A 13,580-nucleotide genomic window follows, 5' to 3' on the forward strand; every position below is an offset into this window, starting at 1 on the left:
ATCCGGTTGGCTGCTCGACAGGCCTACCGGGAACGGTCGCGATAGGGTGACCGGGTGGATCGTGCCGAGCTGTCCATCACGGCGCAGCGGACGACCGACGAGGCGGTGCTGTGCCTCGCCGGCGAGATCGACATGCTCACCGCCGCACAGCTCACCACCGCCGTCAACGAGCTACTCGCCGAGCCGCCGCCCCGGATCGTGCTGGATCTGGGCGGGGTGACCTTTTGCGACTCCCAGGGCCTGGGCACCCTGGTGGTGCTCAGCCGTAAGGCCAGTCACGCCCAGAGCCTGCTGGTCCTGACCAACGTCGGTCACTTCCTGCTGCGGGTACTCGACATCACCGGGCTACGGTCGGCCCTCATGATCCGCAACGGGCAGGCCAGCCAGTCCTCCGACTGACCCGCGCCCGTCGAATGATGACCCGCTCGTCGATCATGGAGTTGTGGTGCCCCGCAGAAGCCACATATCGAGCGGAAAGCCCCACCATAACTCCATGATCAACGCGAGGATGGACGTGGTCGGCCGCCAGTCTCAGGTGACCGGGACGTCCCGGCGCCGGAAGGCGACCACACCGGCCCCGGCGAACACCCCCGCCACCACCGTCAGCATGAGCAGCGGAAGCACCGTGACCTCCCCACCGGGCAGCCTCGGGATGTGGGTGAACGGGGATAGGTCCAGCGCCCACTGGCCCAGCTCCAGCACCGCGCCGAGCTGACCGAGGAGGAAACAGCCGGCGAGTGCCGCCCAGCTCGCCCCGGCGGCCCGGGGCAGCGCACCGAACAGCAGCACCGCCAGCCCGGTGAGCACCCAGACCGCGGGCACCTGCACCAGGGCGGCACCGAGCAGGCGGGGTACCTGCCCGGACACGTCCCCGGTGGCCAGCCCGTAGGTCAGCCCGGTGGCAACGCCACCGACCGCGAGCGCCACCACCGGTCCGGCTACGGCCAGGAGCAGGTGACCGGCGAGCCAGCGGGTCCGGCCGACCGCACCGGCGAGTACCGGCTCCGCCCGCCCCGCCGTCTCCTCGACCCGGGTGCGCAGCGCCGCCTGGACGCCGTACCCGGCGATCGCCAGGCCGACGATGGTCATCACTCCGGCGAGGTACGCGTCGCTCAACGCGGCCGTACCGCCGAGCCGAGCCATGATCTCGGCGAGCTGGGGGTTGTCGCCGACCGCCCGGCCGGCGGCGTCGGCGACGCTGCCCAGGATCGCGCCGAGCGCGGTGGCACCGACCGCCCAGCCGAGCAGCAGGCCCCGGTGCAGCCGCCAGGCCAGCGCGAGTGGGCTGGCCAGCCAGGGCGCGGCCACCGCCGGCCCGGACCGGGGCGGCAGGATGCCGGCACCGAGATCGCGGCGGGCCGAGATCGGGTACGCCACCGCAGCCGCCAGGGCCGTCAGGGCGAGCCCCGGGAGCAGTACCCACCAGCGCTCGTCGGCGAAGGCGCGGACCCGTTCCACCCAACCAAGCGGGGACAGCCAGCTCAGCCATCCGCTCCCGCCCCCGGCCTCGGCTGCGTCCCCGGCGAGCCGCAGTACGAAGGCCAGACCGAGCACCGCGAGGCCAATGCCCCGGGCACTTCCGGCGCCGGTGGTGAGCTGGGCGGCGAGACCACCGATGCTGGCGAAGACCCAACCGGCGACGGTCAACGCCGCACCGAAGGCGAGGGCACCGGCCACCGGCAGGTCCACCGTGACCAGCCCGGCCGCGGCGAGCAGCCCGAGGAGCAGATCCGCCGCGTACGTCAGGAGCAGAGCGGCGGTCAGCCCGGCGTGCCGCCCGAGCGCGGTGGCGCCGAGCAGTTCCCGCCGCCCGGCCTCCTCCTCGGTCCGGGTGTGCCGGATGACGGTGAGCAAACTGATCAGGGCGACGATCAGCAACAGCATGCCGGAGCGTTGTACGGCGAGCGCGCCGACGCTGTCCCCGTAGATCGGGCCGAGCAGGGCGACGATGGACGGGTTGCCTGCGGTACCGGCCACGTACCCGGCCCGCTCCGCCTGGCTGGGGTACAGCCCGGCGAAGGTGCTCGCGTAGGTCATCGGCAGGACGGCGATCAGCAGCACCCAGAGCGGGAGCAGGATCCGGTCCCGGCGCAGGGCGAGCCGGACCAGCCCGCCGGTACCGGCCAGCGCCGCGCTCACCGCCCGGCTCCCTCGTAGTGGCGCAGGAAGAGTTGTTCGAGGGTGGGGGGCTGGCAGGTCAGGCTGCGCACGCCGATTCCGGTGAGGTGCCGGAGCGCGGCGTCGAGGGCCGGGGTGTCGACGTCGAACCGGATCCGGTTGCCCTCCACCCGTACGTCGTGCACGCCCGGCAGGTCGGCCAGCCCGCCGGGCGGGCCGGCGAGTTCCACGTCGACCGAGGTGCGTTGCAGATGGCGAAGGTCGGCGAGGGTGCCGCTCTCCACCGCCTGGCCGTTGCGGATGATGGTGACCCGGTCGCAGAGCGCCTCCACCTCGGCGAGGATGTGGCTGGAGAGCAGCACCGTCCGGCCCTCCCGCTTGGCCTGCCGTACCCAGTGCTGGAAGACCTCCTCCATCAGCGGGTCGAGCCCGGAGGTCGGCTCGTCCAGGATGAGCAGCTCGACGTCGGAGGCGAGGGCGGCCACCAGGCCGACCTTCTGCCGGTTGCCCTTGGAGTAGGCGCGGCCCTTCTTGCGCGGGTCCAGCTCGAAGGCGTCCAGCAGCTCGGCGCGGCGGGCGGGGTCGAGGCCGCCGCGCAGCCGGCCGAGCAGGTCGATCACCTCGCCGCCGGAGAGGTTGGGCCAGAGGGTGACGTCACCCGGCACGTACGCCAGGCGGCGGTGCAGGGCGACCGCGTCGCGCCACGGGTCACCGCCGAGCAGGCGTGCCGCGCCGGCGTCGGCGCGCAGCAGGCCGAGCAGCACCCGGATGGCGGTGGACTTGCCGGCCCCGTTCGGCCCGAGGAAGCCGTGCACCTCACCCGTACGCACGGTGAGGTCGAGTCCGTCCAGTGCGCGGACCCGGCCGAAGTTCTTGACCAGACCGGAGACGGCGATGGAGGTGTCCATGGCATCGACGCTACATTTGATTCACAAATTTGTGAAGCTGCTGATGCCTCTGTGGTTTGTGAACCATCTGTCATCTGCGAAGATCGGAGCGACATGCCCCGCAAGAAGCAGGCCGGCACGCCGTGAGAAGCGGGCCGGCACGCCGTGAGAAGCGGGCCGGCACGCCGTGAGAAGCGGGCCGGTGCTCCCTGGCGGAGGCGCCGTGACGAGCGCCCGACGTGCCCGTGAGGAGGTCCGACGTGCCGGTGAGGAGGTCCGACGTGCCCGAACCCGGCCCCGTCCGCCGCGACGACGAGGCGGTCAGCCGCTTCGTCGAGCGGATGGCAATGGCCTTCGCCGACGTCGGCTTCCCCCGGATGGCCGCTCGGGTGCTCTTCACCGTCATGAGCGCGGAGGAGCCGCTGACCGCCGCCGAGATCGGCGAGCGACTGGCGGTCAGCCCGGCCGCCGTCTCCGGTGCAGTCCGCTACCTCACCCAGTTCGGCATCCTCACCCGGGAGCCGGTCCCCGGATCCCGCCGGGACCGGTACGGGATGCCGGAGGACGCCTGGTACGAGGCGACGGTCATCAAGATGGCCCTCTTCGGGCGGTTCACCGCACTGGCCGACGAGGGTGCCGCCGCACTCGGCGGGCCGGATTCGGTGAGCGGTCGACGGATGACCGAGATGCGGGACTTCTTCGCCTTCGTGCAGCAGGAAATGAGCCTGATCGGCGAGCGCTGGCACGCCCTCCGCGAACGCACCGGGAGTCAGTCGGCCCCGGCGGACTGAGCCGCCCCACTCAGCCAGCCCCGGCAGACGGGGCCGGCCTGGTCACCCGCCCCGCCGGACCGGGCTGGCCTGGTCACCCACCCCCGCCGGACCGGGCTGGCCGCTGCGTCGACAGTGGCCCCACCGTCAACCGGCCGCCCTCACAGACTCGCCCGGCGGCCAGGGCCACCCGGCGGGCCGCACCCGCCCCGGGGACCACCACGTCGAACGCGGCGGTCAACGGCTCGCACGCGGCCGGGCTACCCTCCCCCGCACCCGGGATCATCGTCCAGGCGATGACCGCCCAGGCCGAACCGCCCGGGCCCAGGGTGACCGGTGCCGGGACGGGCCCCTCCCGGACCACCCGGGTGGGCAGCGGGCTGCCCGACCGGTCGTACTGGGTCAGGTCGACGAAGCCCTGCACAGCACAGGGCGCGGACGAGGTGTTCGACACCTCCAGGCCGGCGTACCGGTTGCCCATCCCGCCACCGGTCAGGGCGAGGCGCAGCCGTAGGCCGCCGATCCGGCACGTGGCCGCCGGGCCGGCCCCGGCACCACGCCCGGGACCCGACGTCGCACCACCCGTGGGTACCGGTTGGGCCGGACCGCCGCCGGCTCCGGTGCCCGCCGGCAGACCGGGCGTCGAGCCCGGCGCGACCCAGCGGCCGACGTTGCGGGGCCCGTGCGCGCAGCCGACGACCAGCAGCACCGTGGCAGCCGCAGCGACGGCCGGACGTGTCAACCTGGACATCGGACCCGCTCCATCCACAGTGGGGGCCGGGCGATTTCTACCGGTACGCCCTGGCGCAGACTCCGCAGGACCCCGCTGAAAGTCCCCGGGAAGGTACTGTATCGGCGCCTAGGCCTGCTGGCCGCCCCGCCGGGCGGCGAGCCGGTCCGGATCGGGGAGGAGACCTGATGAGGTGGAGGACCGGCGCACTCGCGCTCGGCCTGCTGCTGGCTGCGGTGTCACCGGCCAGCATCCCGGCCAACGCCGTCACGCCGCTCGCCGAGGCACCGCCCGGCTACTCGGTGACCGGCATCGACATCTCCAACCACCAGGGCACCGTCGACTGGACGGCGATCGCCGCCGCAGGCACCGATTTCGCGTACGCCAAGGCCACCGAGGGGCTCAACTACACCGACCCGTACTACGCCGGCAACCTGGCCGGGGCGAACCGGCACCGTGTCCACTTCGGAGGGTATGCGTACGGCCGGCCGGACCAGGGCGACCCCCGGGGCCAGGCAGACAAGCTGGTGGAGGTCGGCGGCTACACCCGGACCGGTCACGGTCTGCCCCCGATGCTGGACATCGAGTGGCCCTGGTTCGGCGGGAACGACTGCTACGGCCTCACCCCGACCCAGATGGTCACCTGGATCAGCGAGTTCGTCGACCAGGTCCGGGTACGCACCGGCCGGCTGGCAATGATCTACACCAACGAGTACTGGTGGAACCCGTGCACGGCGGGCAGCACGAAGTTCGCCGCCCATCCGCTCTTCGTCGCCCGGTACGGCGCCTCGCCCGGCACCCTGCCGGCCGGCTGGTCGAGTTGGACCATCTGGCAGTACACCAGCTCCGGCAGCGTGCCCGGTGTCGACGGGCCGGTCGACCAGGACGTCCTCAACGGCAGCGGCGAGACCCTGCTCCAACTGGTCCACAACCCGAACGCCTGGTGGGACCCGCGCGACCCGCCACCGGCCGACCCGGACGGCTGTTACCGGCCGGCGACCCGGCAGCTGATCTGCCCGGCCGAGGGGACCGCCCCAGTCGAGGGGACCGCCCCGGCAGGGGTGCCGGCTCCCTGACCCTGCCGCGCCCTTGATCGTCTGCACTCCAGCGGTGACCGGGCCGGCGTGTCGTACGGCTGGAGCGCAGACGATCAGACGTTGTCCACACCATGTGGCAGAAGGGCGGCTGGCGGGACGAACTGGTCTACGCGATGTTCCAGGACGAATGGCGGCCACGCCGGCGAGTAACCCGCCGGAGGTTGGTGCCCGTCCGCGCCCGGAGACCACCACTTCCGGTACGTAGCGTGACCGTGATCCGGCGTACCCCGTAGGTCAGGAGACGGTGTCCCAGCGGGCCTGTTCCAGCAGTTCCACCGCACGGTCCCGGGCGTCCGGGGCGTCGGAGCGCAACAGTGCGGTGGCCTCGTCCACCGCGTCGGTCAGCGACCGACACTGGGCCTCCCGCTCCCGGACCGCCTCCGACTGGGTGGCGAGCTGGCGGGTCTTGACCCACAGGTCGACGAAGACGCTGACCTTGGCGCGCAGCACCCACGGGTCGAACGGCTTGGTGAGGTAGTCGACCGCACCGACCGAGTAGCCCCGGAGCGCGAGCTGGGCGTCCCGGTCGGCGGCGGTGAGGAAGATGATCGGTACGTGCCGGGTCCGCTCCCGCCGTTTGATGTGGCTGGCGGTCTCGAACCCGTCCATGTCCGGCATCTGCGCGTCGAGCAGGATCACCGCGAAGTCGTCCACCAGGAGCTGCTTGAGCGCGGCCTCACCGCTCTCCACCGCCACCGACTGGACCCGCAGCCCCTGGAGGATCGCTTCCAGCGCCATCAGGTTCTCCCGCCGGTCGTCGACCAGCAGTGCCTTCGCCATCTGTGTCACGAGCTCTCCCCACGTCCGCCGCTGATCCAGGACGCCATCAGCTCGATCAGCTCGTCCAGGTCGACCGGCTTGGTGATGTAGTCGCTGGCCCCCGCCGCGAGGGCCGACTCCCGGTCTCCCGGCATCGCCTTCGCGGTGAGGAAGACGATCGGCAGATCAGCGAACCGGTGGTTGCGCCGGATCGATCGGGTCGTCTCATATCCGTCCTGATCCGGCATCATGGCGTCCATCAACACGATATCGACTTCGGGATGTTCGGCGAGCAGCCGTACCCCGTCCACCCCGTTGTCGGAGTAGAGCACCGTCATTCCGTGCAGCTCCAGGGCACTGGTGAGGGCAAAGACGTTACGGACGTCGTCGTCGACGATCAGCACGGTGGCGCCGTCGAGCTGTCGGGTGGCCGGCGTGGCGGCCGACTCGGGCAGCTCGGGCAGCTCCGGCGGCGGCAACAGCAGCGAGGAGGGCAGACCGGCCCGGGACGGCTGCGGCGGCAGCGGCGCCACCACCGCGTCCGGCGCCAGCACATCGGGTACGAACAGGGTGAACGTCGAGCCCTGCCCGGGTGCCGAGGTGACCGTGATCGCCCCGCCGATCAGTCGGGCCAGGTCCCGGCTGATGGACAGGCCCAGCCCTGTCCCGCCGTACCGCCGGCTGGTCGTCCCGTCCGCCTGCTGGAACGCCTCGAAGATGATGGACAGCTTGTCGTCGGAGATGCCGATGCCGGTGTCGATGACGGTGAACGCCACCACCTGCCGGGCCGCCACCAGGGCCGGTACGTCGAACACGGTGTTCTCCGGGGCCGACGCGATGCGCAGGGTGACCGCCCCGTTGTCGGTGAACTTGACCGCGTTGGAGAGCAGGTTGCGCAGGATCTGCTGCAACCGCTGCGCGTCGGTGACCAGGGTGGGCGGCAGGTCCCTGGAGACCCGGACCTGGAAGTCCAGCCCCTTCTCCTCGGCCTGCGGCGCGAACGCCTGCTCCACGTAGCTGCGGATCTCGGAGAACCGGACCTCGGTCGGTTCGACGTCCATCCGGCCGGCTTCGATCTTCGACAGGTCGAGGATGTCGTCGATCAGGGAGAGCAGGTCGGAGCCAGCACTGTGGATGGTCCGGGCGAACTCGATCTGCTTGGGGCTGAGGTTCTCCTCGGTGTTGTCGGCAAGCAGGCGGGCCAGCAGCAGCAGCGAGTTCAGCGGGGTACGCAGCTCGTGGCTCATGTTGGCCAGGAACTCCGACTTGTACGCCGAGGCCCGGGTGAGCTGCTGGGCCTTCTCCTCCAGACCGATCCGGGCCAGCTCGATCTCCCGGTTCTTGGTCTCGATGTTGCCCTTCTGCTCGGAGAGCAGCTGGGCCTTGTCCTCCAGCTCAGCGTTGGTGCGCTGCAACTCGGCGGACTGTTCCTGGAGTTCGTGGGCGAGCCGCTGGGACTGCGCGAGCAGTTCCTCGGTACGCCGGTTGGCCTGGATGGTGTTGACCGCGATGCCGATGGTCAGCACCAGCCGCTCCAGGAAGGACAGGTGCAGCTCGGAGAAGGCGTCGATGCTGGCGAACTCGATGACCCCGAGCAGTTCCCCCTCGAAGAGGACCGGCAGCACGACGTGGTCCCGGGGGTTCATGTCGAGCAGTCCGGAGCGGAGGGTGAGCACCCCGGCCGAGCCGCCACCGACCCGGATGGTGCGGCGGGAGAGGGCGGTCTGCCCGACCAGGCCCTCGCCGGGGCCGAACGTGACGTCCTGCCCCTTGGCGACGTAGCCGTACGACGCGGTGAGCTTGAGCCGCATCACCCCCTCGTCGTTCTCGGCCAGGAAGAACGCGCCGAGTTGGGCGTCGACGAGCGGGGTCACCTCCATCATGATCATGCGGCAGACCTCGCCGAGATCGCGCTGCCCTTGGAGCAGACCACCGATGCGGGCCAGGTTGGAGTCGAGCCAGCCCTGCTCGGCGTTCTTCTTGGTGGTCTCGCGGAGCGTGACGATCATCTGGTTGATGTTGTCCTTCAGCTCCGCGACCTCGCCCTGTGCCTTGACCGCGATCCGTTGGGTCAGGTCGCCCCGGGTGACCGAGGTGGAGACCCGGGCGATGGCCCGGAGCTGGGTGGTGAGGGTGGAGGCGAGCTGGTTGACGTTCTCGGTGAGGTCCCGCCAGGTGCCGGAGACCCCCTTCACCTGGGCCTGACCGCCGAGCTTGCCCTCGAAGCCCACCTCACGGGCCACCCGGGTCACCTCGTCGGCGAACGACGACAACTGGTCCACCATCGTGTTCACCGTGTTCTTCAACTCCAGGATCTCGCCCTGGGCATCGACGGTGATCTTCTGCGACAGGTCGCCCTTGGCCACGGCCGTGGTGACCGAGGCGATGTTACGCACCTGCGACGTCAGGTTCGACGCCATCGAGTTCACGTTGTCCGTCAGATCCCGCCAGGTGCCGGAGACGCCCTTCACCTCGGCCTGACCACCCAGCTTCCCCTCGGTACCCACCTCACGGGCCACCCGGGTCACCTCGTCCGCGAACGACGACAACTGGTCCACCATCGTGTTCACCGTGGACTTCAACTCCAGGATCTCGCCCCGGGCATCGACGGTGATCTTCTGCGACAGGTCACCCTTGGCCACCGCCGTGGAGACCTGCGCGATGTTACGGACCTGGGCGGTGAGGTTGGACGCCATCGAGTTCACGTTGTCGGTGAGGTCCCGCCAGGTACCGGCCACCCCGCGCACCTGGGCCTGGCCGCCGAGCTTGCCCTCGGTACCCACCTCACGGGCCACCCGGGTCACCTCGTCCGCGAACGACGACAACTGGTCGACCATCGTGTTCACCGTGGACTTCAGCTCCAGGATCTCGCCCCGGGCGTCCACGGTGATCTTCTGCGACAGGTCGCCCTTGGCCACGGCCGTGGTGACCGAGGCGATGTTGCGCACCTGCGACGTCAGGTTCGACGCCATCGAGTTCACGTTGTCCGTCAGATCCCGCCACGTACCCAGGACGCCCTTGACCTCCGCCTGACCACCGAGCTTGCCCTCGGTACCCACCTCACGGGCCACCCGGGTCACCTCGTCCGCAAACGACGAGAGCTGATCCACCATCGTGTTCACCGTGTTCTTCAGCTCCAGGATCTCGCCCCGGGCGTCCACGGTGATCTTCTGCGACAGGTCACCCTTGGCGACCGCCGTGGAGACCTGCGAGATGTTGCGGACCTGGGAGGTCAGGTTGCCGGCGAGCTGGTTGACGTTCTCGGTGAGGTCCCGCCAGGTACCGGAGACCCCGCGCACCTGCGCCTGACCACCGAGCTTGCCCTCGATGCCCACCTCACGGGCCACCCGGGTCACCTCGTCCGCGAACGACGAGAGCTGATCCACCATCGTGTTCACGGTGTCCTTCAGTTCCAGGATCTCGCCCTGGGCCGCGACGGTGATCTTCTGCGACAGGTCGCCCCGGGCGACCGCGGTGGAAACCTGGGCGATGTTGCGGACCTGGGCGGTGAGGTTCGACGCCATCGAGTTGACGCTGTCGGTGAGGTCCTTCCAGGTACCGGCCACGTTCGGCACCTCGGCCTGGCCGCCGAGCTTCCCCTCGGTACCCACCTCCCGGGCCACCCGGGTCACCTGCTCGGCGAAGAGCCGCAGCGTGTCGGTGAGGTAGTTGATGGTATGTGCCAGTTCGGCCACCTCGCCCTTGGCGGAGACCGTGATCTTCTGCGACAGGTCACCCTTCGCCACCGCCGTGGCCACCTGCGAGATGGACCGCACCTGGTAGGTCAGGTTCGACGCCATGGTGTTGACCGAGTCGGTCAGGTCCTTCCAGGTACCAGCCACGCCGCGGACGTCCGCCTGACCGCCGAGCTTGCCCTCGGTGCCCACCTCACGGGCCACCCGGGTCACCTCGTTGGAGAAGGACGAGAGCTGGTCGACCATGGTGTTGACGGTCCGGCCGATGCGCAGGTACTCACCGCGCAGCGGGCGTCCGTCGATTTCCAGGGCCATGTGCTGGGACAGGTCACCGTCGGCGACCGCCACGATCACCCGGGCGATCTCGGTGGTCGGGCGGCCCAGGTCGTCGATCAGCGAGTTGATCGCCCGCTGCCCCTCCGCCCAGGATCCGTCCAGCCCCTCCTCGTCCAGCCGCTCGGTGAGCCGGCCGTCCCGACCGACGATCCGGCTGATCCGGCGGACGTCGAGGTGCTGCCGCTCCTGCAACGAGACCACCTCGTTGAAGGCGTCGGCCACCTCACCGGCCATCCCCGCGCGGCGCGGCAGCCGTACCTTCAGGTCACCCCGGCGGACCCGTCGCAGCGCCTCGGCGAGCTCACCGAGGAGGGCCGACTCTTCCGGCGTGTCCGCCATCGACGTGTTTCTCGTCGTGGTCATTCTTCCTCGCTCAGCTCGGGGGAGGTCGGGCCGCATCGAAGATGCCGTTCTCCAACATTGTGCCCCTGTCGCCCTCCCGAGCAGGTCGCGGCGGCCAGGAGGACTCCGCCCACCACCCGGTCGGCGGCCCTGAGGACTCCGCCCCGGGACGCCGGTGCACGCCCGACCCGCCCGGTGCCGAACTTGGCACCCGGGCCGTGCCAGGGGAGGATACGAGACGTGGCTGCGGAGGCGGGGCCCGCGACAGAAAGCGGCCCGGACGATCATGTGCGCCGTGTCCGGCTCCCCGCGGACCGTCGCACACCGGCCGCAGCCCGGGCCATCGTCCGGTCGGTGCTCGCCGAGGCCGACCTGGAGGAGCTGCTCAACGAGGCGCTGCTGCTCACCACGGAACTCTCCACCAACGCTGTCGAGCATGCCCGGACCGAGCTGGACATCGAGGTCATCGCCGACGCGACCGGCCTGACCGTGACGGTCTCCGACTTCGCCACCGGGCACAACGAGGAGTTGACCGCCGGCCCGCGCAATGTCTCCCCGGACATCGGTGAGGTCTCCGAGCGGGGTCGCGGCCTGCTGCTGGTCGACCACTTCGCCAGCAGTTGGGGCACCACCCACCTCTCCACCGGCAAGGGGGTCTGGTTCCACCTCGACCGGCCCGGCGCTCCCGTCGACGGTGCACGCCACCCGGAGCCGTACCGGCCGACCGGCACGTCGGCCGTGGGTGGTTCCGCACCGAGTGTCGGCGCGATGACCGCGTTGATGCAGGTCGCACCGGATTCGTACGCCGATGATCCGCTGCCCGACTTCGCCGCCGAACTGCTCGCCCGGGTCGCGGAGATGGTCGGGGCGGCGGGTGGTGCCATCCGGCTGGACCGGGGCGACGGTACCGGTGAGCAACTGCTCGCCCGGTACGGCCGACCGCCCCGCCCCGGTGACGAGCTGCTCCGGGTGCCGCTGGCGGTGAACCGCCCGTACAGCGGGGAACTCGAACTCGACGCCGCACCGTCGGCGTACGCCCGTCCGCTGGCCGCGCTGATGGTGGAACGGCTCTCCCTGCACCTGGAGAACGACCGGTTACGCCGGGCGGACGTCCGCCGGCAGACCTGGCTGACCTTCCTGGCCGAGGCCAGTGAACTGCTCGCCCAGTCGCTGGACGTCGAGTTGACCATGGCGCTCATCCCGCAGTTGGTCGTACCCCGGCTCGGGCAGTGGTGTGCGGTGCACACCACCGACGAGTGGGGGCGGCTGCGGCTGGCCGCGGCCAGTCACGCCGACGAGTCGGTGCTGCCGCAACTGCACGCCGTACTCGCGGAGACCGGGCCGGAGTCGGTGCAGGCGCGGTTGCGGGAGGCCTCCCGGAGCGGTTCGCAGGTGCCACTCGGCGCGCCGATGGACGGTTTCGCGGTGCCGCTGGTCGCCCGGGGGCAACGGTTGGGCACCCTGGCGGTGGGTCGGCACCAGCGACACCGGCACGATTCGGACGAGGTGGCCGTCCTGGAGGACGTCGCCCGGCGGGCGGCGCTGGCGATCGAGAACGCCCGGATCCACGCCGAGCGGCGCCGGGTCGCGCAGACCCTGCAACAGTCCCTGCTACCCCCCGCACTGCCTGTGGTGGAGGGCATCGGGTTCGCCGCCGAGTACGTGCCGACCGGTGACGACGCCGAGGTGGGTGGCGACTTCTACGACGTGGTCCCGCTGCCCGACGGGCGCTGGCTGGTGGTGGTCGGTGACGTCTCCGGCAAGGGGGTGCAGGCGGCGGCGGTGACCGGGCTGGTCCGGGACGTGATCCGGGTACTGGTCTCGGACGGCCGGCCGCTGCCGGAGGCGCTGGCCCGGCTCAACGACACGCTCGTCGAGCGGGGCGGTGGGCGGTACTGCACGCTCGCGCTGGCGGCGGTCGGGCCGGTCACCGACGGGCGGCTCGACGTGTCCCTGCACCTGGCCGGGCACGATTGCCCCGTGCTGGTCCGCGGGGACGGCGGGGCGGCGTTCGTCGGCTCGGGCGGTACGGCGCTGGGCCTGCTCGACGCGATCGCCTCGCCGGCGACCCCCGTGCCGCTGGGCCCCGGGGATGCGCTGATCTTCTACACCGACGGGGTGACCGAACGGCGCCGTGGGCGGGAACTCTTCGGCACCGAGCGGCTCCGCGACGCGGCGGCGCCGCTGGCCGGTTACCCGGCGGAGGTGGTCGCGGCCCGGCTCCGTTCCACCGCGATCGGCTTCTCGGCGGAGTCCCCCCGCGACGACATCGCCATCCTGGTGCTGCGCAACGACGCGGTCTGAGTTCGGCGGTTACCGGTCATTCGCCGCTTTCCGCGTTGCGGAAAATTTTCCACCGATCGACCATCCCGCCGCACAACTACCCGGGGTGCCCATCTGTTGACCGGAGCTGCCGCCGGGTGGCAGGGGGTGTCCCTATGGGTTTCGGCAAGCGGCGATCGGTGGGGCGGGGCGGGGCGGGGCGGGCGGTTTGTGGCGGGGACGATCCGGTATCACCCGTTGGTCGACAGTCGCAGCAGACCTCCGACTCGCCGCCTATCGAGCTGCACCGTCTGCGCCAGCACACCAGGGCCGGCTGTCCCGCCGACATGACATCGGAGGTCCGCTTCTGCCCTGATCGGCCTCGACCACCGCTCTATGATCCACGCGATTTCCTGGTAGTCGCGGTGTCAGCCCCGATCCGATAGCCCGATTTCCTGAAAACGGAGTGGATCGAGGGGTGTCCCTATGGGTTTCGTCAAGCGGAGACCGGGATCGTTGGGCGGGGCTGGTAGGGGATCTTGTCGCGGAGGATGGAAAGCAGGACGTCGCATCGGCATCGGGCG

General features: G+C 70.8%; 9 protein-coding genes. 4 read left to right on the forward strand and 5 right to left on the reverse strand.

What is annotated here, in order from left to right; all coding sequences use genetic code 11:
- The first annotated feature begins 54 nt into the window (after window positions 1-54).
- A complete protein-coding gene (locus tag V6U90_RS04665) occupies window positions 55-399 on the forward strand; it encodes an STAS domain-containing protein (RefSeq protein ID WP_334431299.1) in 345 nt (114 codons plus the stop codon).
- Window positions 400-531: 132 nt separating this feature from the next.
- On the opposite strand, the gene V6U90_RS04670 is transcribed toward V6U90_RS04665, so the two are convergent.
- On the reverse strand, window positions 532-2,139 hold the full coding sequence (locus V6U90_RS04670; RefSeq protein ID WP_334431300.1) for an ABC transporter permease: 1,608 nt from the start codon (window positions 2,137-2,139) through the stop codon (window positions 532-534).
- Window positions 2,136-3,026: an ABC transporter ATP-binding protein gene (locus tag V6U90_RS04675; protein WP_334431301.1), complete on the reverse strand. Its 891-nt coding sequence runs from the start codon at window positions 3,024-3,026 to the stop codon at window positions 2,136-2,138. The genes V6U90_RS04670 and V6U90_RS04675 overlap by 4 nt, the downstream gene beginning before the upstream one ends.
- Before the next feature lie 260 nt (window positions 3,027-3,286).
- Between V6U90_RS04675 and V6U90_RS04680 the strand changes: the two genes are divergently transcribed.
- Window positions 3,287-3,796 carry a GbsR/MarR family transcriptional regulator gene (locus tag V6U90_RS04680; RefSeq protein ID WP_334431302.1) on the forward strand — a complete coding sequence of 170 codons (510 nt, stop codon included), beginning with the start codon at window positions 3,287-3,289 and terminating at the stop codon, window positions 3,794-3,796.
- Window positions 3,797-3,869: 73 nt separating this feature from the next.
- Here the strand turns inward: V6U90_RS04680 and V6U90_RS04685 are convergent, their stop codons facing one another.
- The gene (locus tag V6U90_RS04685; protein WP_334431303.1) at window positions 3,870-4,526 is read right to left on the reverse strand and encodes a DUF4232 domain-containing protein; all 657 of its coding nucleotides are present in this window, start codon (window positions 4,524-4,526) and stop codon (window positions 3,870-3,872) included.
- A gap of 167 nt (window positions 4,527-4,693) precedes the next feature.
- Between V6U90_RS04685 and V6U90_RS04690 the strand changes: the two genes are divergently transcribed.
- Window positions 4,694-5,581, forward strand: a complete 888-nt coding sequence (locus V6U90_RS04690) for a GH25 family lysozyme (RefSeq protein WP_334431304.1) — start codon at window positions 4,694-4,696, stop codon at window positions 5,579-5,581.
- A 255-nt stretch (window positions 5,582-5,836) separates the two neighbouring features.
- Here V6U90_RS04690 and V6U90_RS04695 read toward each other — a convergent pair whose 3' ends face one another.
- Window positions 5,837-6,391, reverse strand: a complete 555-nt coding sequence (locus tag V6U90_RS04695; RefSeq protein ID WP_334431305.1) for a response regulator — start codon at window positions 6,389-6,391, stop codon at window positions 5,837-5,839.
- On the reverse strand, window positions 6,388-10,755 hold the full coding sequence (locus V6U90_RS04700) for a HAMP domain-containing protein (protein WP_334431306.1): 4,368 nt from the start codon (window positions 10,753-10,755) through the stop codon (window positions 6,388-6,390). The genes V6U90_RS04695 and V6U90_RS04700 overlap by 4 nt, the downstream gene beginning before the upstream one ends.
- A 219-nt stretch (window positions 10,756-10,974) precedes the next feature.
- On the opposite strand from V6U90_RS04700, the gene V6U90_RS04705 reads away from it, so the two are divergent.
- Window positions 10,975-13,038 carry a SpoIIE family protein phosphatase gene (locus V6U90_RS04705; protein ID WP_334431307.1) on the forward strand — a complete coding sequence of 688 codons (2,064 nt, stop codon included), beginning with the start codon at window positions 10,975-10,977 and terminating at the stop codon, window positions 13,036-13,038.
- The last annotated feature ends 542 nt before the right edge of the window (window positions 13,039-13,580 follow it).

The sequence above is a fragment of the Micromonospora sp. CPCC 206060 genome (assembly GCF_036906895.1).
In the GTDB taxonomy this organism is placed as follows: domain Bacteria; phylum Actinomycetota; class Actinomycetes; order Mycobacteriales; family Micromonosporaceae; genus Micromonospora.

What these genes read in the sequence shown, in the direction of transcription:
- V6U90_RS04690 (WP_334431304.1), top strand. Translation starts at nt 4,694, where the DNA reads ATGAGGTGGAGGACCGGCGCACTCGCGCTCGGCCTGCTGCTGGCTGCG.
- V6U90_RS04700 (WP_334431306.1), bottom strand. Translation starts at nt 10,755, where the DNA reads ATGACCACGACGAGAAACACGTCGATGGCGGACACGCCGGAAGAGTCG.
- V6U90_RS04675 (WP_334431301.1), bottom strand. Translation starts at nt 3,026, where the DNA reads ATGGACACCTCCATCGCCGTCTCCGGTCTGGTCAAGAACTTCGGCCGG.
- V6U90_RS04685 (WP_334431303.1), bottom strand. Translation starts at nt 4,526, where the DNA reads ATGTCCAGGTTGACACGTCCGGCCGTCGCTGCGGCTGCCACGGTGCTG.